The organism is Massilia sp. BAP21, from assembly GCF_057801335.1.
Genome location: NZ_CM173596.1, coordinates 1,675,864 through 1,699,868, shown reverse-complemented (window position 1 = coordinate 1,699,868; position 24,005 = coordinate 1,675,864). Strand labels below are relative to the sequence as shown.

Here is a 24,005-nt window from a genome sequence, read left to right as displayed (position 1 = left end):
CCAGCGCCCACGGAAAACGACAAGGTGTTGTTCTGTTGCCGCAACAACGAAAGTCGGTCGTGGATGACATTGCAGAGGCGCCGGGTTCGGCGCACACTGGCTTATCGAAACGGCTGTTGCGGTCTTGCGGAACACACTGCCACGCAGGTGCCTGGCCAGACGAACGGATTGCGTTTTGTCATGCCTGGAATGTTCCGCTGAAGTAATCTTGCTCTACGGATTGACGTGCTGCTGGTTGGAGGTGATCTTGGAAACGATACAAGAAAGTTTGACTGGCGAAACCGCAATGGCCGAACCCATGGTTGCTGCAGCGGCTGCCGCACAAGCCAGGCCTACGCGCCTGAGCTTGCCGCCCAAGGGTTCCTGCTGGTACTGCGAAAAGCCGCTCGACAGCGTACGCCGTTTCTGCGGCAAGACTTGCACCGACTCGTTCGACGAAGAAGCCGAGTACACGCGCTGACAGCCGTTCCCGTCTAACCGGCCGTGCCGGCCCACCCGGGCCGGTCGAGCAGCGCGAGCGCGCGCTCGAAGTCGAACTCCGCCACCGCGGCGCTGAAGCTGCGGTAATCGCTTTCCCCCAATTGCACGATCAATTCGTCCTGCGCCTGCTCGGCCAGGTCGACCGCTTCGCCATCGCCGATGTCGAGCAGGGCGCGCAGGCGCTCCAGCACATTGTTCGGGCGCACCGGGCGCGGCGCCGCCACGACGGCCTCGCTCAGGTCCGCCATGCCGTCGAGTTCGCGCAGCACGTGGGCCAGCTCGGCATCCAGGCGCACGAACAGCGCATCCACCTGGGCAGGATCGGCAGCAGATGCGGAAGCGGGCCCGCCCGTGCGCAGCGCCGTTTCCAGCGCCAGCGCGGCCGCATGCAGGGAACGTGCCTCGATCATCCCGGCAGCGCCCTTGAGCGTGTGCACCAGGCGCCCGGCCAGTGCCGGGTTGCCGGTCTCGAGGGCCGTGCCGATGGCGGCGCCGGCGCTGCGGTAATCGTGGCGGAAACGCGCGAGTGCGCGCAAATAAACCTGCCGGTTGCCCATCAGGCGCTCGACGCCGGCCTCGACATCGACCAGCGGCGCAGGCGCCTTGCCCGCTGCCGCCGGCACCGGCATGACACTCCCAGCCGCGGGCGGCTTCTCCATTCCGTTCAGCGGGTCGTGAAGGACCAGCTGCGGGTGACCGCAACGCCGTCGGCCGTGCCCGTGAAAGTGACGTCGTAGGTGGTGCCCGCCGCCAGCGGCTGCAGCGGCACGATGGCGGCCGACGAGCGTCCGGTATGGCTGTCGTTGGCGTTGCTCAGCAGGCGGGTGGCCAGGTCGGCGCCACCGCGCGGACGCACCGTGAAACTCGTCACCGTGACCGGCACGTTGATGTTCGCGTGCACGCTGATCGGGTAGCCGACTTCGTTGCGATTCGGGACCGGGTCCGGCGATTCGGTATCGCTGAAGAAGTTGCGCGGCACGGCCGTCTGGGCATCGTAGGGCCAGACCGCCACCTGGCCGCGGCCCAGGCCGGCACCGTAGCCGTTGTTGGCGGTGAAGTTGGCGGTGAAGTAGCTGCGTCCGTTGGTGGCGGTGGCGGCGCCGGTGCCGATTTCCTTGAACACCGGCTCGAAGATGACGAAGCGGTGGTAGATGGCGGTGATCAGTTCCTCGGCCATGTACTGGCCGGTGCCGCTCGAAGTGGCCGAGATCACTTCGCCATAGGCGCGCGCGGCGCTGGTGTTGAACACGTAGCCGGCTGCGGTCAGGCGGTCGCTCACGGTAACGCCGGTAAAGCCCTGGCGGCCCGCGACCTGGTCGTGCGTGATGGTGTTGTTGAGGCGCTGGTAATCCGAGTGATTCTGGGCGGCCATGTTGATCGTGCTGTTCTGGTTCAGCGTGGACATGCCGATCTGGCTGCGCCGGAAGTTCAGCCATTCGCGGCCATCGACGGCGATGTTGCCGGTGACGGCGGGCGCGCCCGGGGCGGCCGGCGTATCGGGCACGGGCGGGCTCGGCGTGAGCGGGTTCGGCAGGACCGGCGGACTCGGGTCCGGGGTAGGGGTGGTCGGCTGCGGGGCCGGCGTGGTCGGCGCGCCCGGGTCCGGCGTGGGCGTGGCCGGATTCGGGTTCGGCGCGTTGCCGGTCGGCGGGCTGGTCGGCGCCGGGCTGTCGTTGCCGCCACCGCCGCCGCCACAGGCAGCCAGGGCCAGGGCGGTGACGCATCCCGCCAGAATCGTCCTCGCGCGAAGCAGTTCGCTCATCCGTCACTCCCGATGTCAATCATGTCTGTGGATGCACATTCTAGGGCAAATCCCGAATGCATGACCGCGTGGGCGTGCGCGACCGTGCGCTGGCCGCCACGGTAGAATACGCCCAACCACCTCTCTTGCGGACACCAATTGAACCAGCCCCGACCCAAGCGCCTGGCGCGCGCCAAGTTTGCCCTGCCGAGTTTTGTCACCCTGCTGTCGATCGCCTGCGGCTTCGGCAGCATCGTCATCTCGGTCGACAATGCCCAGGTCGGCGCGCCGGGCGACTTCCGGCTGGCCGCCATCCTGCTGGTGCTGGCCGGCGTGTTCGACGCCCTCGACGGCTTCGTTGCCCGCGCCACCAACACCCAGTCCAGCTTCGGCGTCCAGCTCGATTCGATCGCCGACGTGATGAACTTCGGCTGCGCACCGGGTTTGCTGCTGTACTGCTACGGTTTCGCCCAGCTGGGCGCGGCACATCCCACCATCGTGCGCATGGGCGGGCTGGCCTGCTTCATCTTCGTTGCCTGCGGCGCCCTGCGCCTGGCGCGTTTCAATGTTTCGGTCGGCAAGACCGACCCGCGCTACTTCGTCGGCATGCCGATTACGGCCGGCGCTGCTTGCGTGGCGGCGGTGGTCGTCGCCTGGCCCGATCCGGTGGTTAACATGGCCCAGGCATTTGCCGTGATGGCCTTGATGGTGGCCGTCGGCACCCTGATGGTCTCGACCGTACGCTTTCCTAGCAGCAAGCAAAAATTGACCAAGGGACTGTACATCGTGCTGGCGGTGGCGGTGCTGTTGCTGGTCATACTGCAGACGCGTTTCTTCGTGCTGTTCTTCCTGCTGTACATCTGCGCGACCCTGCTGCTGAACATCGCCTGGCAGGGCGGCTGGCGCGGCATTGCGCCGCCGAAGGTGTATGACGAAGAGGAACCGGCCGGGGTGTGAACGTGTAGGCGTTCAGGCAAACTTGTCGAGCAAGGCCGCTAGCCGCGCCGCCGTGGCGCGCGCTTCTTCCACATTGCCGGCCTGCTCGCTGCCGGTCACGACGGTTGCCATCAGCAGCTGGACGAAGGACCGGTCGAGCGCCTTGCGCGCCGCCGCCATCTGTTGGGCCACCGCATCGCAATCCGACGGGTCGGCGGCCATGGCGATCAGCTTCTGTACGCCGCGCAACTGGCCCTCGATGCGCGCCAGGCGGTTCAGCAGGTCCTTCTTCTGCTGGGCCGTGAGCGCGCTGCCCTCGACGATCTTCAGCTGCTCGGCCATGGCTTACGCCACCTCGTGCCCGCGCGCGGCGCGCAGGATGGCAAACCAGTCGCTGCGATCGAGCGTGAAGCCGGTGGCGGCGACTGCCGCCGAGATCGCCTCGATGCGCCCGCTGCCGGTCAGCGGCAGCGGCCGGCTCGGCAGGGCCATGATCCAGGCAAACACCACGCTGGCAAACGACTGGCCGAGGCGGTCGGCGATTTCCTGGATGGTGGCGCGCAGCCCGGCGATGTGCGGTTCGTCCGAGGTGAACAGGCGCCCGCCGCCCAGCGGCGACCAGATCATCGGCGCCACGCCCAGGTCTTGCAGGCCGTCGAAGGTTTCGTCGAACAGCGGCGCCACGTGCAGCGGCGAGAACTCGACCTGGTTGGTGGCCAGCGGCACGCGCCGGTTCAGCGCTTCGAACTGGTGGCGCGTGAAGTTCGACACGCCCACGTGACGCACCTTGCCGTCCTGCTGCAGGCGGGTGAAGGCTTCGGCGACTTCGTCGAAATGCATCAGCGGGTCGGGGCGGTGGATCAGCAGCAGGTCGAGATGGTCGGTGCCGAGCTGGCGCAGCGATGCCTCGGCCGAGGCGACGATGTGGTCGAAGCTGGTGTCGTAGTGCTGGATGGTGTGCGCCGGGCGCTTGCCCGACAGGAGCTTGATGCCGCACTTGCTGACGATCTCGATACGCTCGCGCAGGCCGGGCTGGGCGCGCAGGGCTTCGCCGAACAGGGTCTCGACGCCGTAGTCGCCATAGATGTCGGCGTGGTCGAAGGTGGTCACGCCGAGGGCGATGCATTCCTCGATAAAGGCGACGCGCGCTGCCACCGGCATGTTCCATTCGCCCAGGCGCCACATGCCGGCGACAATACGCGACAGGTCGAGGCCGCCCTGGCGGGTGGCGATGCGGGGGCAGGGGCGGGCGGGCTGGATCATGAAGACTTTCTTGCTTGAACGGTAACGGTCAATTATAGCCGTGGCGGAAATTGTAGGGTGGACGGCTCCACCCGCGACGATGCGCGGTGAGAGCGTGTGCGCCGTCCACGCGTTCGAGCAAAGGGTGGCAGGTCGCGGTGGTTCATCAGCCGGTTGAACGCGTGGACGGCATCCCCGCCGTGGGTATGCACATTTCCGGGTAGAGCCGTCCACCCTACAAAACAAATGCCCGCGAGGCACAGGCCGGGCGGGCATTGTTGGAAGCGCTACGCGCTTACTTCATCCACAAGCGCATCGAATCCCACGCGCGGCCGAAGATGCTGGCTTCCGGCACTTCTTCCAGCGTCACCACCGGCAGCGCCAGCAGCGGCTTGTTGTCGACCATCATCTTGAGCGTACCCACGCGGGCGCCGCGCGCCAGTGGGGCGACCAGCGGGTCCTTGCGCTCCAGCACAGGCTTGAGTTTGCCGGCCACGCCCTTCGGCACCGTCACCAGCACGTCGTTGGTGAAGCCCAGCTTCACGTTCGACTGCGAACCCTTCCACACTTCCGGAGTCGCCACGGCCTGGCCCTTCGAGTACAGCTTGACCGTGTCGAAGTTCTGGAAGCCCCAGTTCAGGAGCTTCTGGCTTTCCTGGGTCCGCACGCCATCTGAGCTGGCGCCCGACAGCACCGAGATCAGGCGGCGCTCGCCGCTGTTGCCGTTCGGGCGGCGCGCCGAGGCGATCATGCTGTAGCCCGAGGATTCGGTGTGGCCGGTCTTCATGCCGTCCACGGTCGGGTCCAGCCACAGCAGGCGGTTGCGGTTCTGCTGGGTGATCTTGTTGTAGGTGAACTGCTTGACCGAGTCGATCTTGTAGAACTCGGGGAAGTCGCGGATCACGCGATTGGCCAGGGTGGCCAGGTCTTGCGCGGTCGAGAAGTTGTCCGGGCTCGGCAGGCCGTGCGGATTGGCGAAGCGGGTGTTCTTCAGGCCCATGCGCTGGGCTTCGCGGTTCATCAGGGTGACGAAGGTGCCTTCGTCGCCGGCCACGGCTTCGGCCAGGGCCACGGCGGCGTCGTTACCCGACTGCACCATCAGGCCGTGCAGCAGGTCGCTCACGCTGACCGGGGTGGCCGGGTCGATGAACATCTTCGAGCTGCTGGCATCGACTTTCCAGGCGCGGGTCGAGACGTTGACCATGGTGTTCAGGGCCAGCTTCTTGTCGCGGATGGCTTCGAACGTCACGTAGGCCGTCATGATCTTGGTCAGCGATGCCGGTTCGATGCGCACGCCAGGATCCTGGGCCGCGATCACCTGGCCGCTGGTGGCGTCGAGCAGCAGCCAGGACTTGGCTGCAATCTGGGGTGCGGGAACGGTTTGCGCACTGGCCGATACCACCAGCAGGCTGGCGGCAATAGCCGCAATCAGTTTTTTCATGGGAGCGTAAGTCTGTTCAGTGGATGGGTGAAGCGCGGGCATTGCCCGTAAAGACATTGCCCGGAGAAAAAGAAGAGACCCATTATAGGCCAGTGCCGGAGCCAACTCTACAGGCTTCCGGCCCGCATTCTTAACGGAGCCTTAATTTGTGTCCATCATGCAGTGTTCATGTCGCCTTTGCACCGGATCAGGTGCGGCGCCACATCTGGGTGACGAGGTTCTTGATCGGATTCAGGCGGCGGTGGAAGAAGTGGTCGGCGCCCGGAATCACCACCACCGGGATTTCCAGCGGACGCGCCCAGTCGAACACCATCTGCAGGGTGATGGTGTCGTCCTGCTCGCCGTGGATCAGGATGGTGTCTTCCGGTACCGCCGGCATCGGCCACTTGCCGGCCGCGGTGCCGACCAGCACCATGCGCTCGATCGCGTCCGCCTTGCCCTCGGCGGCCAGGCGCGCATGCAGCTGGGCCTGGACAAAGGTGCCGAAGGAGAAACCTGACAGCGCCACCGGCAGGCCCGGATACTGTTCGCGCATGTGGTTCAGCATGACCTGCATGTCGTCGACCTCACCGTGGCCACGGTCGTGCTCGCCTTCGGATTCGCCGACGCCGCGGAAGTTGAAGCGCGCCGTGGCGTAGCCGAGCGAAACGAAGGTGCGCGCCAGCGGCTGCGTGACCTTGTTTTCCATGGTGCCGCCGTACAGCGGGTGCGGGTGCGCCACCAGGGCGATGCCGCGCGGCGCATCCTCGGGCAAATCGAGCAGGCATTCCATCTTGCCTGCCAGGCCGGTCAGGTAAAACTTCTTCGAAAACTTGTTCATGTAGCTAAGCGGTTCAGATCTTCAGGCGCTCGACGACCTGGCCGTCGAGGATGTGGGTGTCGATGATGTCGTCGATGTCGCTGGTGTCGACATAGGTGTACCAGGTGCCTTGCGGGTAGACCACCAGCACCGGGCCTTCTTCGCAGCGCTCCAGGCAGCCGGCCTGGTTGATGCGCACCTTGCCCGGCTGGTTCAGGCCGAGATGCTTGATGCGTTTCTTGGCATGCTTTTGCGCGATCTCGGCGCCGGCCTTGCCGCAGCTCTGGCGGCAATTCTCGCCCTCGCGCACGTTCATGCAGAAAAAGACGTGGTGTTCGTAGAAGGGTTTCTCGTCGTTCATATCGTATCCAATGCAGAGGCTATGCGCCATGATACGCGCTCTTTATGCTGCGGCGTTTCCGCTTCGTAGGGTGGGCACTCCGTGCCCACGCGGTTACGTGCGTATCCTTTCCCCACGAGCCGCGAAACATCGCCCGCAAACATCGAGCCCAGCCGCTGGCCGCCGCATGCGTTTCGAGCGACGCTTTACCGTTATCGGCCTCTGGATGCGTGCGTACCGCGTGGGCACGGAGTGCCCACCCTACGAGGATGCGCCGTTCTAATGCCGGTTTAACTTATGCGAGGGCAGGAGCAGGAACCAGAGCGCGAAAAATGGCCAGGTAATCGACAGGAACTGGGCCGCCCCGTTGAAGTTCAGGAACTTGCCCTGCACCCAGCCCTGCAACGTGGAGGTGAAATACGGATTCGCCGGAATCGTGTTCACCACGATCAGGCTCAGCACCAGGGTCACCACCGCCAGCCGGCGCTGGGCGATCTGCGGCGCAAAGGCCAGGCCGGCCAGCATGATCAGTCCGATCAGGAAACCGCCCTCGGCGCCCGGCGTCACCCACACAAAGGCATTATCCGGCCGGAACAGCAGCGAACTGGCCAGGGTCTTCAGTACCAGCGCCGCGAACAGCATCAGCATCACCAGGGTATAGCGCGGGGCGCTGCGGCGCAGCAGGCACAGCAGCGTCAAGGCCGCGCCGGTCATGCCGCAGGCGGTGATGATGGTTTCCGACAGCCAGTACTGCTCCACGCCCATGGCAGGCCCCGGGCGCAGCATGGCGACCAGGTCGATGTCTTCCTCGAACCAGCCCGACAGCCATTCCGAGACCATGGGCAGCACCTGGCCATGGCCGAACAAAAAGCTTTGCGGATAGATCTGGGCCAGCGGCCACATGGCGAGCAGTACCAGGCCCTGGCTGGCATGCGGGGCGAACCAGCGCTGGCGCAGGCGTTGCAGGCGCCCCTCCTGCAGCAGGCCGCGCGCCAGGAAAGGCCCGATGCAGGCGCCGACGAAGCAGCCGACACTGTTGGTCAGCAAGTCGAGGTTCGAGGGCACGCGGCTGGGCAGGAAGTTCTGCACCGCTTCCATGCCGCCGGAAACCAGCACGCCGAGGATGGCGGCCAGCAGCGCCGCCCAGATGCCGCGCACAAACGGATACAGGGCCAGCACCAGCAGCACGCCGAAGGGCACGTAGCCGACGATGTTCACCATCACGTCGAAGCCGGTCCAGTAGCGCTGCTTCACCAGGTTCAGGAAGGAAAACACCGGCAGGCCGTTGTTGCGCCAGCCGGTGAACGGATACCAGCTGGCGTAGACGATCAACAGGAAGTAGGCGAGCAGGGCCGCGCGCGCCACGGGCGAACCACGGCGAGGCAGGGACGTGTCGGGCGTCCTTGCGCCCGGCATTTCCCTGCCGGACCCATCTCCATTTACTTCTTTGCCGGTCATTTTGCCCGGGTATCGATTCCGGCCAGCCAGGCGGCGATGTCGGCGGCGGCGGCGTCGGTGCTGGCGGCCAGGGCGCGCACGCCACCGGCGGCATCCGCGCTCGGCGCCGGCGCGGCGCGGCTGATGGTTTTCTGGTCGAGCAGGGTGTGGCCGCGGAATACCGAGGCGCGCAACACGACTTGCCCCTCGCTCTGGGCGGTGCTGGCAAAGGCGTGGGTGAAGTCGTCGAGCTCGATGCGCAGGATCGGCACGTTGTTCATGGTGTCGGTTGCCGACAGCACCTTCACGCCGGCCTGGGCCAGGCGCGCCTTGATGCGCTGGGTCACCAGGATCAGCGGGTTCGCGCTCCAGCGGCTGTTGGCATAGGTGCGCGCCTGCAGCGGGTCGGCGTAGTTCAGGCGGTACAGCATGCGCTCGTTCTCGAGCGCAGGCGAGCCGGTGACGTCCATCACGACCACGGCGGCGATCGGCGCCTGCGGCATCTGGGCCACAGGTGCGCCGAGCGGGCCGAAGTCGAACTGGTCGTTGTTGGCCCTGGATTTGCTCGAGGAGGCGCAGCCGGCCAGGGCAAGCGTCATGGCAAGGGTGGCGGCGCCGAGAATACGGGGCGAAATCATGGTGGTCCTCATTTGGTCGGGGCGACGAAGCCCGGTTCGCCGGGGCCGGGTGTGGCGTCGGGCGCGCCGAACAGGATGCTTTGCGGGCGGTCCGAGAGCGAATCGGCGGTGCGGCGCACCGAGCGCAGGGCGGTGCGCGCCTCGTCGGTCATGCGCACCACGTGCGGCAGGGTTTCCGCTTCCAGGTCGGCGGTGACGCCGGTAAGCGAATCGATGGCGCCGTTCAGGCGGTTCAGCGGGCCGTCCGGCGCCTGCAGGCCGGTGGCCAGGCGGTCGAAATTCTCGGCGGTGGCCTTGGCGCTGTCGGAGAAGGCGCCGAAGGAATCGGCGCTGCGGTCGATCTTCTCGGCCAGGGCCGGCAGGCGGTCGATGGTCGGGCCGAGCTTTTGCGGAATCTCGCCGTAGGCGGCGGCGGCCTTGCTGATGTTGTCGAACGCCCCGATGATGGTCTTCTGGTTCTCTTCGCTCATCAGATTGTTGATGCGCGCCGTGATTTCCTCGGTGCGGTCGAGGATGGCCAGGCCGCGCTTTTCCAGCTGGTCCAGCAGGCCCGGGCGCAGCGGGATGCGGCCCACGTGGTCCTGTTCGGTCTTCAGCAGCGGCGAGCCGGTGCGCTCGTCGTCGAGCTGGATAAAGGCGATGCCGGTCACGCCCTGGTAGCCCAGCGAAGCGAAGGTGGTGGTGGTGATCGGCGAGCCTTCTTCCACCGACAGCTTGATGAGGATCTGGCCGGTGACCTTCGGGTCGAACACGATCTCGTCGACGCGCCCGACTTCCAGGCCGCGGTAGCGCACCGTGGCCTGCGGGTTCAGGCCCGGGATCGACTGGGTGGTGACGATCTCGTAGGGCGCGAGTTCGGTTTTATCGCGGTTCAGCCACAGGCCCACCAGCACGGTGGCCACCAACAGGGCAATCGTGAACACGCCTGTCATCAGGGCATAGGATCGGTTTTCCATGTCACTCCTTCGCTTCGTCTTCGGCGGCTTCGTCGCGTTCGTCGAGCACTTCGAGTGCACGGCGCCCGCGCGGGCCGAGGAAGAAATGTTTGATGAACGGGTGGTCGACCCGCAGCACGTCGCGCGACGGTCCGACCGCCAGCACGTGCTTCTCGGCCAGGACCGCGATGCGCGAGGAAAGCGCAAACAGCGTGTCGAGGTCGTGGGTCACCATCACCACGGTGAGTTTCAGTTCCCGGTGCAGGGCCTGGATCAGGGACACAAAGGCGTCCGACAGGTCCGGGTCGAGGCCGGCGGTCGGCTCGTCCAGGAACAGCAGGCGCGGCTCCAGCGCCAGGGCGCGCGCCAGTGCGGCGCGCTTGACCATCCCGCCCGACAGGTCCGACGGCATCTTGTTGGCGTGCTCGGCGCCGAGGCCGACCATGTCCATCTTCAGCAGCACGGCGTCGCGGATCACGTCTTCCGGCAGGGCGCGCAGCTCGCGCATCGGCTGGGCGATGTTGTCGAACACCGTCAGGGCCGAATAGAGCGCACCTTGCTGGAACAGCATGCCCCAGTGGTTGCGCATGCGCTGCAGCTGCTCGGGGCCGGCCTCGCTGATGTCTTCGCCGAACACGCGCACGCAGCCGCGCGTCGGCCGTTCCAGGCCCAGCATCTGGCGCAGCAGCACGGTCTTGCCGGTGCCCGAGCCGCCGACGATGGACAGGATTTCGCCGGAATAGATTTCCAGGCTCAGGTCCTGGTGCACCACGGTCTTGCCGAACTTGGTCCACAAATTGCGGATCTCGACCACCGGCGGCCCGACGTCTTCTTCCGGCTTGCGGTTCAGCTGCTGCTGGCGTGGCTGCTTTTGTTCGGCCATCAGAAACCCACCCCGCTGAAGATGATGGCGAACACGGCGTCGGCCAGGATGACGACCGTGATCGAGGTGACTACGGACGTGGTGGTGCCGCGCCCCAGGCTTTCGGTGTTCGGCTTGATGCGCAGGCCGAAGTGGCAGGAGACGAGCGCGATCAGCATGCCGAAGGTCATGCCTTTCAACAGGCCGATTGTGTAGTTCGCCATCGGCACCGCGTCCGGCAGCTTTTGCAGGAAGTAGCGGAACGACAGGCCGAGCTCCAGCTTGGCCGAGGCGGCGCCACCGAGCAGGGCCATGGCGTCGGTCCAGACCACCAGCAGCGGCATGGCGATGCCGAGCGCGATCACCTTCGGCATGATCAGGCGGTAGCCGTGCGAGATGCCCATGACCAGCATGGCGTCGAGTTCCTCGTTCACCCGCATCACGCCCAGCTGCGCCGTGATCGAGGAACCGGAACGGCCGGCCACCAGGATTGCCGCCAGCAGCGGACCGAGTTCGCGGATCACGGCCATGCCGAGGATATCGACCAGGTAGACGTCGCCGCCGAACTGGCGCAGCTGCTGCGCCGACAGGTAGGACAGCACCACGCCGATCAGGAAGCCGACCAGGGCCGTGATGCCCAGGGCCTGGAAGCCCGAGTGGTAGATGTTGGCCGAGATTTCGCGCCAGGGGCCGGTGTTCGGGCGGCGCACGAAGCGCCCCAAGTCCTGCACCAGGCGCCCGATCAGTTCCACGAAGCCGTGCAGGTGCTCGAAGAAGGTCAGCAGGCCCTGGCCGAGCACGATGATCCAGTTTAGCGCGCTGGTACGCGGGCGCGGCATGCTGATCTCGGTGGCTTTCTCGATGCGCGCGAAGAGTTCTTCCTGGCGCGGGTCGAGCTTCAGCTGTGCGGGGCGCTTCTTGCCCCAGGCATTCCAGAACATCTGGGCGCCGATGTGGTCGATGCTGTCGACTTCGGTCAGGTCCCATTCCAGCGTGCCGCCCTTCTTCAGGGCCGCCAGGCTGCGGTTGATGCCTTTCAGCTTGCCGCTGGCGGTGAGGGCATGCACCTGCCAGACGCCGCTCGCCATGACAGATTGCCCCGCGCCGGAGGCGGATTTCTGGATAGTTAATATTGGCGCATTATCAATCTGCATTATTGCAGTGTAAAAGGAATCGGCCAAATTTGCTCGGACGCGCTCCTGTAGAGTGTTCAGGCTGCCAAATGGCGTACCTGGCGCACCGGGGCGGCGACCGGTTGCGGCGCGCTGTGTGCCCTGGCGTCGACCTTGCCGGCGTAGTCGCTGGCCAGCAGGCGCGCGGCTTCCTCACGGTCCATGCCGGTCTCCACCAGCCACTCGCCCACCAGTTTCGCCAGCTTGTCGAGGGCGATGCGGTGGGTGGCGTCGGTGCGGCCGTAGATCCAGTCCGAGAAGGCCATGAAGTTCTCGAAGGGCTGGTCACCGAGCAAGGCCTTGACCGTATGCGCGAAGCGGCCCGAGTTCGCCACCAGGTCCCAGTAGCGGGCAAAGCGCACCAGGCGCTGCATGGTTGGGAAGTCGACCGTGCTGGTGGCCAGCACCGTGTAGGGCGGGTAGGGGTCGTAGACCATGGCGAACGGCCCGGTGTGGCGGATGATCGGCGTGCCGCGCAGCCGCTTCAGGATGCCGAACTGGATTTCGTGGGCGCCCAGTCCCACCAGCTGGTCGAAGCCGCGCGCGAAGCTGGCCATGTCTTCGCCGGGCAGGCCGGCGATCAGGTCGACGTGCAGGTGGGCCTGGGATTGCTCGCACAGCCAGCGGATGTTGTCGGCGGCCTTTTCGTTGTTCTGGCGCCGGCTGACCAGGGCTTGCACTTCCGGGTTGAAGCTCTGGATGCCGATCTCGAATTGCAGGGCGCCGGCCGGGAATTTCGCAATCGTTTCCTTCAGCGCTTCCGGCAGGTGGTCGGGCACCAGCTCGAAGTGGGCATACACCGGGTCGTCGGGATTGGCTTCCAGCTTGTCGAGGAAGAACTGCATGATGCGCAGGCTGGTCTTCACGTTCAGGTTGAAAGTGCGGTCGACGAACTTGAACAGGCGCGCGCCGCGAGCATATAGATCTTCCATCTGCGCCAGGAAGTCGTCCAGCGGGAAGGGCCAGGCCGTCTTGTCGAGCGAGGACAGGCAGAATTCGCACTTGAAGGGGCAGCCGCGCGAGGCTTCCACGTAGACCGTGCGGTGGGCGATGTCTTCGCTACTATATAAAGAGTAGGGCAGGGCGATCTCCGCCATTGGCGGCTGCACGCCGGCGTGGGTTTTCATGAGCGGCTTGGGGCCGTGCAGGATCTCGCCGCACAGTTTCGGGAAGGTGACGTCGCCCCAGCCGGTCACGACGTAGTCGGCCAGCCTGCAGATTTCCTGTTCGTTCGTCTCGAACGAGACTTCCGGGCCGCCCAGCACGACCGTTACCTCGGGCGCCACGCGTTTCAGCATGGCGACGATTTTCGTCGTTTCCTCGACGTTCCAGATATAGACGCCGAAGCCGACGATGCGCGGCTTGCGTGCCAGCAGGCGCTCGACCACCTCGGTGGTCTTGGCGCCGATCACGAATTCCATCAGCGCGGTCTGGTCCTGCAGCGGCCCCATGTTCGCCAGCAGGTAGCGCAGGCCCAGGGATGCGTGGGCGTAGCGGGCGTTCAGGGTGGCGAGCAGGATGGTCATGGCGCGGTGCTGTGTGGAGAAACCGGCATTTTACGCGCTGGCGCTTCCTGCGGCACTGGCCTTTTCAGATATTGCCTGTTAGAATGCGCTCCGGAATTCAGGAAGCCTGTTGCCCAGTTGTGGAACAGTTTTCCAGCAAGTTATGCCTGATGACCATAGCAAGTCGGTCCCACCCCTTCCCATCCCGAACAGGACCGTGAAACGACTTTGCGCCGATGATAGTGCTGCAACCAGTGTGAAAGTAGGTTATCGTCAGGCTAGTTATAGAGAAAAACCCCAGCCCGTGTGCTGGGGTTTTTTTTCGTCTCGAGATTGTAGGGTGGACGGGTCTCCCGTCCACGCGTTCAAACTCCGGCTTCGTGCCCGTGCATCAAATTACATTGGCATGCACTGAACGCGTGGGCGGCGAAGCCGACCACCCTACGCTTTCCGTATTGAAATTATCAAACGATCATGCATAGAATGCATGTTCCGCGATTTTCCATGAAAGCAGATCATGTTCCTCAGCAATATCGAAACCATCCCCGGCAAGACCATCACTGCCAGTCACGGCGTTGTCTCGGGCAGCACGGTGCGCGCCAAGCACGTTGGCCGCGACATCATGGCTGGCCTGAAGAACATCGTCGGCGGTGAGCTGCGCGGCTACACCGAGCTGCTGAACGAATCGCGCGACCAGGCCATCGAACGCATGAAGGCGCAAGCGCAGCAGATGGGCGCCAACGCCATCGTCAACGTGCGCTTCTCGACCTCCTCGGTGGCGGTCGGCGCCGCCGAGATCTACGTCTACGGCACCGCGGTCACGGTCGCCTGACATGGAAGCCTTCGTTCCCTTCTTTCCGCTGCTGGTCTGGGTCGTGCCGCTCGTGCTCGGCTTCGTGTTCGGGCAGCTCAACGAAAAGCGCCACTACCGCTCGATCCACGAACGCGAAAAAGCCTGGCTGCACCTGCCGGCCACGGCCAGCTGCTATCCCTTGCTACAAGGGCAGGTCGCGCGCAGCGAACTGGTGGGCGGCAGCGTGGTCGTCTCGGTCGATTATTTCAAGCGCGCCGCCGCCGGCCTGCGCAGCATTGTCGGCGGCCCAGTGAAATCGTACGAAAGCCTGCTCGACCGCGCCAAGCGCGAAGCCATCCTGCGCCTGAAGGAAGGCTGTCCCGGCGCCCACGAGATCGTCAACCTGCGCCTGGAAACGGCGCCGCTCTCAAAAAATGCCCGGGGCGGCATCGGCGCCGTCGAGGTGTTTGCCTTTGCCACCGCCATTTATATGGTGGAGCCAGGCGCGGTATGACGCATCGGCCAACGTACCAGCCCTCCTTGCCCAGCCAGAACGACAACGTCAGCGACACGCATCCGCTCAAGGATTTCCTGTCTATCCTGTCCAAGCTGGCACTGCTGGGGCTGCTCGCGTTTTTCCTGCTCGGCCTGCTGGTCGATACCGTGGTCGACCGCATGGACGCCTCGACCGAGGCCTCGCTCACGCGCCTGCTTGCCGACAAGACGCCCGAAATCGCCGCGCCGGGGCAGGGCGATGCGCGCGAGGCCCGGCTGCAGGCCCTGGTCGACAGCCTGCGCAGCTGCGCCCGCTTTACCGGGCCGGCCACGCTCAGGCTGACCGAATCGACGGTGCCGAACGCGGTCGTGCTGCCGGGCGGGAACATCTACGTGTTCTCGGCCCTGCTCGGGCACGTGCAGTCGGAAAACGGCCTGGCCTTCGTGCTGGCCCACGAGATGGCCCACCTGTCGCACCGCGACCACCTGCGCACGCTGGGGCGTGGCATCGTGCTGTACGGCCTTGCCGCCTTGCTCAGCGGCGATACCTCGGCCCTGGCCAGCGTGCTGGCGCCGGTGCGGCAGCTGGGCGACGCCGATTACTCGCGTGCGCGCGAATCGGCGGCCGATGCCCGCGCCCTGCAGGTATTGGCCTGCCGCTATGGCCACGCCGGCGGCGCCACCGAATTCTTCGAGGCGCTCGACAAGGGCGAGGAGATCCCGGGCTCGCATTATTTCGCTTCGCACCCGGCCATGCGGGAGCGCATCGCTGCCTTGAGGGCGGCGATTGCGCAGCAGGGCCTGCCGGTCCGCGCCGTGGTCCCGCTCGTTGCTCCAAAGTAAGGGATGACGGCAAGCTCCGCATAAAAGCGACACAAGCCATGGCGCGGCAGGAATAGCGAGCCCAGCAGCTTGACGAGTTTATAAGGTGCATGCCAGCATTCAAGTTGGTTCTTCGCATCAATCTGGGGCATGCCTGCCCCATGTACGTTCACTTTCCCACCCGGTTACGCGGCCACAGCCGCAGAAAGCGTCCTTATGAAGCGTAGCAACAGCGCGAGCCATCCATCGTGCCGTCTCCTCCTTGCGGCATCCCTGGCCCTGACCCTGGGCGCCTGCCACCACAGCGACGACGACGATGAAGCGGCGCCGCCCCCGCCGCCGGCCACCGCCTCGCGCATCAGCGTCGAGCTGGCCCGCACCACCCACGGCGTGCCGCACGTGCAGGCCAACGATTTCCGCAGCCTTGGCTACGGGCTGGCCTATGCCTACGCGCAGGACAATGTCTGCATGTTCGCCGATTCCCTGCTCACCGTGCGCGGCGAGCGCTCGGCCTTCTTCGGCGGCGAAGCGCGGGCGCCAAAACGCAGCGCCGACGAATACGGCGCCGCCAGCGGCTTCATGGACCTGAAGAACGAGGACAGCGACTTCTTCTTCAAGGGCTACCTCGACCTTGAACAATTGCGCGCCAACTATGCCGCCGGCGGCCAAGAGACACGCGACCTTCTCGCAGGCTACGTCGAGGGTTATAACCGCTACCTCAAGGATTACGCCGGCAAGCTGCCCGCTCCCTGCGCCACCGCCCGCTGGGTACGCCCGATGACGGTCGACGACATGTACCTGGTGATCGCCGAAAAGGCCCTGCACGCTTCCGGCCAGGCATTCTCCAAGGAGTTCGTCGCCGCAGGGCGCTCCCCGGCCGCCCCGGTCAGCCTGGCCAAGCGCGCGCCGGGCAAGCTGGACCCTTCCTTCCTGGTGGCGCGGCTCGACAAGCTGAACCGGCAGGGCTTCGGCAGCAATGCGCTGGCGGTCGGCAAGGATTTATCAAGCAACGGCCGTGGCCTCCTGCTCGGCAACCCGCACTATCCCTGGACCACGACCGACCGCTTCTACCAGGCCCACCTGACGGTGCCGAACCGCTACGACGCCATGGGCGTGATCATTGGCGGCGTGCCGGTGGTTGTCATCGGCTTCAATAAGGATGTCGCCTGGAGCCATACCGTCACCACGGCGATGCACTTCACCACCTTCCGGCTGGCGCTGGACGCCGGCGACGCCAGCGGCACCACCTACATGATCGATGGCGAACGCCAGAAGATGACGTCGAAGACGGTGACGGTGGACCTGCTGCAGGCCGACGGCGCCATCCAGAAGCGCAGCAAGACCTTTTATTTTGCGAAGCAGGGCGCCGTCATCGTCAAGCCGGAAGCGGGCATGACCTGGACCGCCAGTGCCGCCTACGTGCTGGCCGACCCGAACCGCAACAACACGCGCCTGGTCGAGCAATGGCTGGGCATCGGCACCGCCAACAGCGTGCAGGCCCTGAAAACCTCGCTCGATAGAGCGGCGGGCCTGCCCTGGGTGAACACGGTGGCGGCCGACCGCGCCGGCAATGCCCTGTATGCCGACGCCAGCGTGGTGCCGCACATGAATGCCGACAAGTTCGTCAACGGTTGCCTGCTGCTGCAGGCGGCGCTGCTGTTCGACGGCTCGCGCAGCAGCTGCGGATGGGGCCAGGATGCGGGCGCGCCTCCGGGCATTTACTCGCCGGCGAATGCCCCCTGGCTGCTGCGCACCGATTACGTCGGGAATTCGAACGACAGCTATTGGCTGAGCAATCCCAAGGCCCTGCTGACCGGCCCGGCGCCGCTCGGCTTTTCGCCGTTGTACGGCCGCGTGGGCGTCGAGCAAAGCCTGCGCACCCGCATCGGCTTCCTGCAGTTCGAGGAAATGGTCGCCCAGCGCGGTAAGCTCAAGCTCACCGATATCCAGGAACTGGCCTTTGCCAATCGCCTGTACGCCGCCGAACTGGTGCTGCCCGAGCTGTTGCCGGCCTGCGCCGGGAATGCCGACGCCGTCTTGGTCCAGGCCTGCAATGTCCTGAGTGCCTGGGACCGCCGCGTGAACATCGATAGCCGCGGGGCCGTCCTGTTCCGCGAGTTCTGGAATACGGCCGCCAGCATTCCGAACAAGTGGGCGGTACCGTTCAATCCAGCCGATCCGGTCCGCACGCCAAACGGTGTGGCGCCGGCTGCCGTCCCTGCCATGCTGACCGCACTGAAGAATGCTGCTGTTAAATTGCAGGGTCTCGGCATTCCGCTGGATGGCCGCCTCGGCGATTACCAGGTCGAACCGCGTAACGGCGTGCGGATTCCGCTGCACGGCGGCATCGGCAACCTCGACGGCTCGTACAACTCGCTGACCATGCGTAATCCTCTGGGCGCGGGCGGCTACGAAGGCGTGCACTGGGGCCAGAGCTATATCCAGACCGTCACCTTCGACGACGCCGGCCCGGTGGCCCAGGCCATGCTGACCTACGGCCAGTCGACCGATCCGAAGTCGCCCTGGTACGCAGACCAAACGCAGGTCTTTTCGCGCAAGGAGTGGCCGGTGTTGCCGTTCACGCCGGCGAAGATCAAGGCCGACCCCAACTACACCACGGTCACTTTGAAAGAATAGATAGAGAGAAGCTCCGGCCTGTACCTTCGATGCGGCGCTCCCATCATTTGGGGCGCCGCTTTTGTAGCTTTTGTAGGGTGGGCTCTCGAGCCCACGCGGTCTCATCGCTCGATCATCAGCGAAAAACCCCCTTGCGATACCTCATCCTCTTTTGCTATGATTCGCCTCCGCTTCGGCGCTGTATGAAAACATCAACGAAATCAAGTAGTTGATCTAACAACAGCAAACTCAGGAAACTGAGCTGAAGCAAACGAGGAGTTGACGAAGATCGCGAAACACTGCATAATCTCACTTCTCTGCTGCTGACAAACAAAACGATTTGTCGAAGCGCAGCAAGCAATACCGAATAAGTTCTTTAACAATTAACAGTCGATAAGTGTGGGCGTTTGATGAAGGTGCCGGCTGACTTGTTCAGCTGATTACTTAAATTATCAAATGTTCGCACAAAAGAAATACGTTATCTCAGCAATGGGATGACGGTCAGTATTTTGAGTGAGCGACACTTCGAAAGAAGTTGCCAGAAATGGCGAAAACAGAGATTGAACTGAAGAGTTTGATCCTGGCTCAGATTGAACGCTGGCGGCATGCTTTACACATGCAAGTCGAACGGCAGCGCGGGGCAACCTGGCGGCGAGTGGCGAACGGGTGAGTAATATATCGGAACGTACCCAAGAGTGGGGGATAACGTAGCGAAAGTTACGCTAATACCGCATACGATCTAAGGATGAAAGTGGGGGATCGCAAGACCTCATGCTCCTGGAGCGGCCGATATCTGATTAGCTAGTTGGTGAGGTAAAGGCTCACCAAGGCGACGATCAGTAGCTGGTCTGAGAGGACGACCAGCCACACTGGAACTGAGACACGGTCCAGACTCCTACGGGAGGCAGCAGTGGGGAATTTTGGACAATGGGCGCAAGCCTGATCCAGCAATGCCGCGTGAGTGAAGAAGGCCTTCGGGTTGTAAAGCTCTTTTGTCAGGGAAGAAACGGTAGGGGCTAATATCCTTTGCTAATGACGGTACCTGAAGAATAAGCACCGGCTAACTACGTGCCAGCAGCCGCGGTAATACGTAGGGTGCAAGCGTTAATCGGAATTACTGGGCGTAAAGCGTGCGCAGGCGGTTTTGTAAGTCTGTCGTGAAAGCCCCGGGCTCAACCTGGGAATTGCGATGGAGACTGCAAGGCTTGAATCTGGCAGAGGGGGGTAGAATTCCACGTGTAGCAGTGAAATGCGTAGAGATGTGGAGGAACACCGATGGCGAAGGCAGCCCCCTGGGTCAAGATTGACGCTCATGCACGAAAGCGTGGGGAGCAAACAGGATTAGATACCCTGGTAGTCCACGCCCTAAACGATGTCTACTAGTTGTCGGGTTTTAATTAACTTGGTAACGCAGCTAACGCGTGAAGTAGACCGCCTGGGGAGTACGGTCGCAAGATTAAAACTCAAAGGAATTGACGGGGACCCGCACAAGCGGTGGATGATGTGGATTAATTCGATGCAACGCGAAAAACCTTACCTACCCTTGACATGTCAGGAAGTCCGGAGAGATCTGGATGTGCCCGAAAGGGAACCTGAACACAGGTGCTGCATGGCTGTCGTCAGCTCGTGTCGTGAGATGTTGGGTTAAGTCCCGCAACGAGCGCAACCCTTGTCATTAGTTGCTACGCAAGAGCACTCTAATGAGACTGCCGGTGACAAACCGGAGGAAGGTGGGGATGACGTCAAGTCCTCATGGCCCTTATGGGTAGGGCTTCACACGTCATACAATGGTACATACAGAGGGCCGCCAACCCGCGAGGGGGAGCTAATCCCAGAAAGTGTATCGTAGTCCGGATCGCAGTCTGCAACTCGACTGCGTGAAGTTGGAATCGCTAGTAATCGCGGATCAGCATGTCGCGGTGAATACGTTCCCGGGTCTTGTACACACCGCCCGTCACACCATGGGAGCGGGTTTTACCAGAAGTAGGTAGCTTAACCGCAAGGAGGGCGCTTACCACGGTAGGATTCGTGACTGGGGTGAAGTCGTAACAAGGTAGCCGTATCGGAAGGTGCGGCTGGATCACCTCCTTTCTAGAGTAGCACCGGAGCTAACGCTCATCATCAAGCGTCCGCACTTATCGACTGTTGAACAAGAAGAACACAGTTTCGGGGCTGTAGCTCAGCTGGTTAGAGCACCGTGTTGATAACGCGGGGGTCGTTGGTTCGAGTCCAACCAGCCCTACCACGTTTCATGCGAATGAAATCCTTGGGGGATTAGCTCAGCTGGGAGAGCACCTGCTTTGCAAGCAGGGGGTCGTCGGTTCGATCCCGTCATCCTCCACCATTACTTGGTACCGAAAACTGAAAGTGCAAACGTAAGCAAGTCATCAATGACAAGCTGCTTAGGTTTGATCTTTTAGAGATCACTGTTGTTCTGTTCTTTAACAATCTGGAAGAAGTAAAGTTTTTTTAAGCGTTTAGTCAGCTGCGCAAGCAGCGAAACTAAACACTTAGGGTAGTAATCAAGTATCAACAAACATGCAACACGCTGTACTCTTGATTTCTATAACGCTCCCTGTGTCAGCAGGGGCTAACGTTATAGGGACAAGCGAATAAGTGCACATGGTGGATGCCTTGGCGATTACAGGCGATGAAGGACGTAGTAGCTTGCGATAAGCTGCGGGGAGTGAGCAAACACACTTTGATCCGCAGATTTCCGAATGGGGAAACCCGGCCCTTTGGGTCATTGCATACTGAATACATAGGTATGCAAAGCGAACGCGGCGAACTGAAACATCTAAGTAGCTGCAGGAAAAGAAATCAACCGAGATTCCCAAAGTAGTGGCGAGCGAAATGGGAAGAGCCTGTACGTGATAGTCGATCAGATAGTGGAACAACCTGGAAATGTTGGCCATAGAGGGTGATAGCCCCTTACACGAAATCTGGACGGTGGTACTAAGCGTACGACAAGTAGGGCGGGACACGAGAAATCCTGTCTGAACATGGGGGGACCATCCTCCAAGGCTAAATACTCGTAATCGACCGATAGTGAACCAGTACCGTGAGGGAAAGGCGAAAAGAACCCCGGGAGGGGAGTGAAATAGATCCTGAAACCGTGTGCATACAAACAGTCGGAGCGGACTTGTTCCGTGACGGCGTACCTTTTGTATAATGGGTCAGCGACTTACATTCAGTGGCGAGGTTAACCGGATAGGGGAGCCGTAGAGAAATCGAGTCCGAACAGGGCGACAGTCGCTGGGTGTAGACCCGAAACCAAGTGATCTACCCATGGCCAGGATGAAGGTGCGGTAACACGCCCTGGAGGTCCGAACCCACTAATGTTGAAAAATTAGGGGATGAGCTGTGGGTAGGGGTGAAAGGCTAAACAAACTTGGAAATAGCTGGTTCTCTCCGAAAACTATTTAGGTAGTGCCTCAAGTATCACCATCGGGGGTAGAGCACTGTTATGGCTAGGGGGTCATTGCGACTTACCAAACCATTGCAAACTCCGAATACCGATGAGTGCGAGCTTGGGAGACAGACGTCGGGTGCTAACGTCCGGCGTCAAGAGGGAAACAACCCAGACCGCCAGCTAAGGTCCCAAAGATTGGCTAAGTGGAAAACGAAGTGGGAAGGCTAAAACAGTCAGGATGTTGGCTTAGAAGCAGCCACCATTTAAAGAAAGCGTAATAGCTCACTGATCGAGTCGTCCTGCGCGGAAGATGTAACGGGGCTAAGCCAGTCACCGAAGCTGCGGATATGTCTTAGGACATATGGTAGGAGAGCGTTCTGTAAGCCTGCGAAGGTGTCTTGTAAAGGATGCTGGAGGTATCAGAAGTGCGAATGCTGACATGAGTAGCGATAATGCGGGTGAAAAGCCCGCACGCCGTAAGCCCAAGGTTTCCTGTTCAACGTTCATCGGAGCAGGGTGAGTCGGCCCCTAAGGCGAGGCAGAGATGCGTAGCTGATGGGAAGCAGGTTAATATTCCTGCACCGTCGTATGATGCGATGGGGGGACGGATCGCGGAAGGTTGTCCAGCTGTTGGAATAGCTGGTTTCTGGTTCATAGAAGGCACTTAGGCAAATCCGGGTGCGTAATTCAAGGGACTGGGACGTGTAGCCATGTGCTACGAAGCAATCGGAAGTGGTTCCAAGAAAAGCCTCTAAGCTTCAGTCATACGAGACCGTACCGCAAACCGACACAGGTGGGCGAGATGAGTATTCTAAGGCGCTTGAGAGAACTCGGGAGAAGGAACTCGGCAAATTGGTACCGTAACTTCGGGAAAAGGTACGCCCCGGTAGCTTGACCACTTTACTGTGGAAGGGCGAAAGGGTTGCAATAAACTGGTGGCTGCGACTGTTTAATAAAAACACAGCACTCTGCAAACACGAAAGTGGACGTATAGGGTGTGACGCCTGCCCGGTGCTGGAAGATTAAATGATGGGGTGCAAGCTCTTGATTGAAGTCCCAGTAAACGGCGGCCGTAACTATAACGGTCCTAAGGTAGCGAAATTCCTTGTCGGGTAAGTTCCGACCTGCACGAATGGCGTAACGATGGCCACACTGTCTCCTCCCGAGACTCAGCGAAGTTGAAATGTTTGTGATGATGCAATCTACCCGCGGCTAGACGGAAAGACCCCATGAACCTTTACTGTAGCTTTGCATTGGACTTTGAACCAATCTGTGTAGGATAGGTGGGAGGCTTTGAAGCGGGGACGCCAGTTCTCGTGGAGCCATCCTTGAAATACCACCCTGGTTTGTTTGAGGTTCTAACCTTGGTCCGTTATCCGGATCGGGGACAGTGCATGGTAGGCAGTTTGACTGGGGCGGTCTCCTCCTAAAGTGTAACGGAGGAGTTCGAAGGTACGCTAGGTACGGTCGGACATCGTGCTAATAGTGCAATGGCATAAGCGTGCTTAACTGCGAGACCGACAAGTCGAGCAGGTACGAAAGTAGGACATAGTGATCCGGTGGTTCTGTATGGAAGGGCCATCGCTCAACGGATAAAAGGTACTCTGGGGATAACAGGCTGATTCCTCCCAAGAGTTCATATCGACGGGGGAGTTTGGCACCTCGATGTCGGCTCATCACATCCTGGGGCTGTAGCCGGTCCCAAGGGTATGGCTGTTCGCCATTTAAAGTGGTACGTGAGCTGGGTTTAAAACGTCGTGAGACAGTTTGGTCCCTATCTGCCGTGGGCGTTGGAAATTTGAAGGGGGCTGCTCCTAGTACGAGAGGACCGGAGTGGACGAACCTCTGGTGTACCGGTTGTCACGCCAGTGGCATTGCCGGGTAGCTAAGTTCGGAAGAGATAACCGCTGAAAGCATCTAAGCGGGAAACTTGCCTTGAGATGAGATTTCCCGGAGCCTTGAGCTCCTTGAAGGGTCGTTCGAGACCAGGACGTTGATAGGCTGGGTGTGGAAGTGCAGTAATGCATTAAGCTAACCAGTACTAATTGCCCGTACGGCTTGTCCCTATAACCTTAGCAGGTATAGTTAAATCGAGATTACAGTGCTGTTTGTTGACACGACAGTTACTACCGAACTTTACTTTCTCCAGATTCTGAGCCGCGTTCACCACGAACGAAGCTCGTACAAGTTATGCCTGATGACCATAGCAAGTCGGTCCCACCCCTTCCCATCCCGAACAGGACCGTGAAACGACTTTGCGCCGATGATAGTGCTGCAACCAGTGTGAAAGTAGGTTATCGTCAGGCTAGTTAATAAGCAGTAAGCAAAGAAGCCCCGCC

The 24,005-nt window shown here is 62.1% G+C and carries 19 protein-coding genes, 2 tRNA genes and 4 rRNA genes; 12 read left to right on the top strand and 13 right to left on the bottom strand.

Translation table 11 applies throughout. The features are described 5' to 3' along the window. Positions 1 to 286 precede the first annotated feature (286 nt). Positions 287 to 460 carry a hypothetical protein gene (locus ACWYRN_RS07440; protein ID WP_229439890.1) on the top strand — a complete coding sequence of 58 codons (174 nt, stop codon included), beginning with the start codon at positions 287 to 289 and terminating at the stop codon, positions 458 to 460. Between the two features lie 13 nt (positions 461 to 473). Here ACWYRN_RS07440 and ACWYRN_RS07435 read toward each other — a convergent pair whose 3' ends face one another. Further along, complete coding sequence (locus ACWYRN_RS07435; protein WP_488691817.1) at positions 474 to 1,139, bottom strand: Hpt domain-containing protein; 666 nt, start codon at positions 1,137 to 1,139, stop codon at positions 474 to 476. 5 nt (positions 1,140 to 1,144) lie between these two features. After that, a complete protein-coding gene (locus ACWYRN_RS07430; protein ID WP_488691816.1) occupies positions 1,145 to 2,242 on the bottom strand; it encodes a CAP domain-containing protein in 1,098 nt (365 codons plus the stop codon). 138 nt (positions 2,243 to 2,380) lie between these two features. Here ACWYRN_RS07430 and pssA point away from each other — a divergent pair, with 138 nt between their 5' ends. Beyond that, a complete protein-coding gene (gene pssA / locus ACWYRN_RS07425; protein ID WP_488691815.1) occupies positions 2,381 to 3,178 on the top strand; it encodes a CDP-diacylglycerol--serine O-phosphatidyltransferase in 798 nt (265 codons plus the stop codon). A 12-nt stretch (positions 3,179 to 3,190) separates the two neighbouring features. On the opposite strand, the gene ACWYRN_RS07420 is transcribed toward pssA, so the two are convergent. The 11 genes from ACWYRN_RS07420 to ACWYRN_RS07370 form a co-directional block, all read right to left on the bottom strand. Next, a complete protein-coding gene (locus ACWYRN_RS07420) occupies positions 3,191 to 3,499 on the bottom strand; it encodes a metal-sensitive transcriptional regulator (protein ID WP_488691814.1) in 309 nt (102 codons plus the stop codon). Between the two features lie 3 nt (positions 3,500 to 3,502). Further along, positions 3,503 to 4,420, bottom strand: a complete 918-nt coding sequence (locus ACWYRN_RS07415; RefSeq protein ID WP_488691813.1) for an aldo/keto reductase — start codon at positions 4,418 to 4,420, stop codon at positions 3,503 to 3,505. A gap of 274 nt (positions 4,421 to 4,694) precedes the next feature. Beyond that, positions 4,695 to 5,840 (bottom strand): D-alanyl-D-alanine carboxypeptidase family protein, encoded by a 1,146-nt coding sequence (locus ACWYRN_RS07410; protein ID WP_488691812.1) that lies wholly within the window; start codon positions 5,838 to 5,840, stop codon positions 4,695 to 4,697. Positions 5,841 to 6,027: 187 nt separating this feature from the next. After that, a complete protein-coding gene (locus tag ACWYRN_RS07405) occupies positions 6,028 to 6,660 on the bottom strand; it encodes an alpha/beta hydrolase (protein ID WP_488691811.1) in 633 nt (210 codons plus the stop codon). A gap of 13 nt (positions 6,661 to 6,673) precedes the next feature. Continuing rightward, positions 6,674 to 7,000 (bottom strand): (2Fe-2S) ferredoxin domain-containing protein, encoded by a 327-nt coding sequence (locus ACWYRN_RS07400; RefSeq protein WP_488691810.1) that lies wholly within the window; start codon positions 6,998 to 7,000, stop codon positions 6,674 to 6,676. Positions 7,001 to 7,258: 258 nt separating this feature from the next. Continuing rightward, positions 7,259 to 8,395 carry a VanZ family protein gene (locus tag ACWYRN_RS07395; RefSeq protein WP_488691809.1) on the bottom strand — a complete coding sequence of 379 codons (1,137 nt, stop codon included), beginning with the start codon at positions 8,393 to 8,395 and terminating at the stop codon, positions 7,259 to 7,261. Positions 8,396 to 8,433: 38 nt separating this feature from the next. Continuing rightward, positions 8,434 to 9,054, bottom strand: a complete 621-nt coding sequence (locus ACWYRN_RS07390; RefSeq protein ID WP_488691808.1) for an ABC-type transport auxiliary lipoprotein family protein — start codon at positions 9,052 to 9,054, stop codon at positions 8,434 to 8,436. 8 nt (positions 9,055 to 9,062) lie between these two features. Beyond that, positions 9,063 to 10,010, bottom strand: a complete 948-nt coding sequence (locus ACWYRN_RS07385) for an MlaD family protein (RefSeq protein WP_488691807.1) — start codon at positions 10,008 to 10,010, stop codon at positions 9,063 to 9,065. Between the two features lies 1 nt (position 10,011). Beyond that, positions 10,012 to 10,872, bottom strand: a complete 861-nt coding sequence (locus ACWYRN_RS07380) for an ABC transporter ATP-binding protein (protein ID WP_488691806.1) — start codon at positions 10,870 to 10,872, stop codon at positions 10,012 to 10,014. Next, positions 10,872 to 12,005: an MlaE family ABC transporter permease gene (locus ACWYRN_RS07375; protein ID WP_229440102.1), complete on the bottom strand. Its 1,134-nt coding sequence runs from the start codon at positions 12,003 to 12,005 to the stop codon at positions 10,872 to 10,874. Before ACWYRN_RS07375 ends, ACWYRN_RS07380 begins: the two co-directional genes overlap by 1 nt. Positions 12,006 to 12,061: 56 nt before the next feature. Next, on the bottom strand, positions 12,062 to 13,549 hold the full coding sequence (locus tag ACWYRN_RS07370; protein WP_488691805.1) for a B12-binding domain-containing radical SAM protein: 1,488 nt from the start codon (positions 13,547 to 13,549) through the stop codon (positions 12,062 to 12,064). Between the two features lie 145 nt (positions 13,550 to 13,694). Between ACWYRN_RS07370 and rrf (ACWYRN_RS07365) the strand changes: the two genes are divergently transcribed. From rrf (ACWYRN_RS07365) to rrf (ACWYRN_RS07320), 10 genes are all read left to right on the top strand, one after another. Continuing rightward, a 5S ribosomal RNA gene (rrf, locus tag ACWYRN_RS07365) occupies positions 13,695 to 13,807 on the top strand. 238 nt (positions 13,808 to 14,045) lie between these two features. Further along, positions 14,046 to 14,360 (top strand): YbjQ family protein, encoded by a 315-nt coding sequence (locus ACWYRN_RS07360; protein WP_305822351.1) that lies wholly within the window; start codon positions 14,046 to 14,048, stop codon positions 14,358 to 14,360. A gap of 1 nt (position 14,361) precedes the next feature. Beyond that, positions 14,362 to 14,835: a YbjQ family protein gene (locus ACWYRN_RS07355; RefSeq protein WP_488691804.1), complete on the top strand. Its 474-nt coding sequence runs from the start codon at positions 14,362 to 14,364 to the stop codon at positions 14,833 to 14,835. Positions 14,836 to 14,861: 26 nt separating this feature from the next. Further along, positions 14,862 to 15,659, top strand: a complete 798-nt coding sequence (locus ACWYRN_RS07350) for a M48 family metallopeptidase (protein WP_488691803.1) — start codon at positions 14,862 to 14,864, stop codon at positions 15,657 to 15,659. Positions 15,660 to 15,854: 195 nt separating this feature from the next. Next, positions 15,855 to 18,275 (top strand): penicillin acylase family protein, encoded by a 2,421-nt coding sequence (locus ACWYRN_RS07345; RefSeq protein ID WP_488691802.1) that lies wholly within the window; start codon positions 15,855 to 15,857, stop codon positions 18,273 to 18,275. A 541-nt stretch (positions 18,276 to 18,816) separates the two neighbouring features. After that, positions 18,817 to 20,345 (top strand): 16S ribosomal RNA (locus ACWYRN_RS07340). 77 nt (positions 20,346 to 20,422) lie between these two features. Beyond that, positions 20,423 to 20,499, top strand: a tRNA-Ile gene (locus ACWYRN_RS07335). A gap of 23 nt (positions 20,500 to 20,522) precedes the next feature. Beyond that, positions 20,523 to 20,598 (top strand) — tRNA-Ala (locus ACWYRN_RS07330). Between the two features lie 258 nt (positions 20,599 to 20,856). Beyond that, positions 20,857 to 23,732, top strand: a 23S ribosomal RNA gene (locus tag ACWYRN_RS07325). A gap of 127 nt (positions 23,733 to 23,859) precedes the next feature. Continuing rightward, positions 23,860 to 23,972, top strand: a 5S ribosomal RNA gene (gene rrf, locus ACWYRN_RS07320). The 16S, 23S and 5S rRNA genes sit together here with 2 tRNA genes alongside, the layout of an rRNA operon. The last annotated feature ends 33 nt before the right edge of the window (positions 23,973 to 24,005 follow it).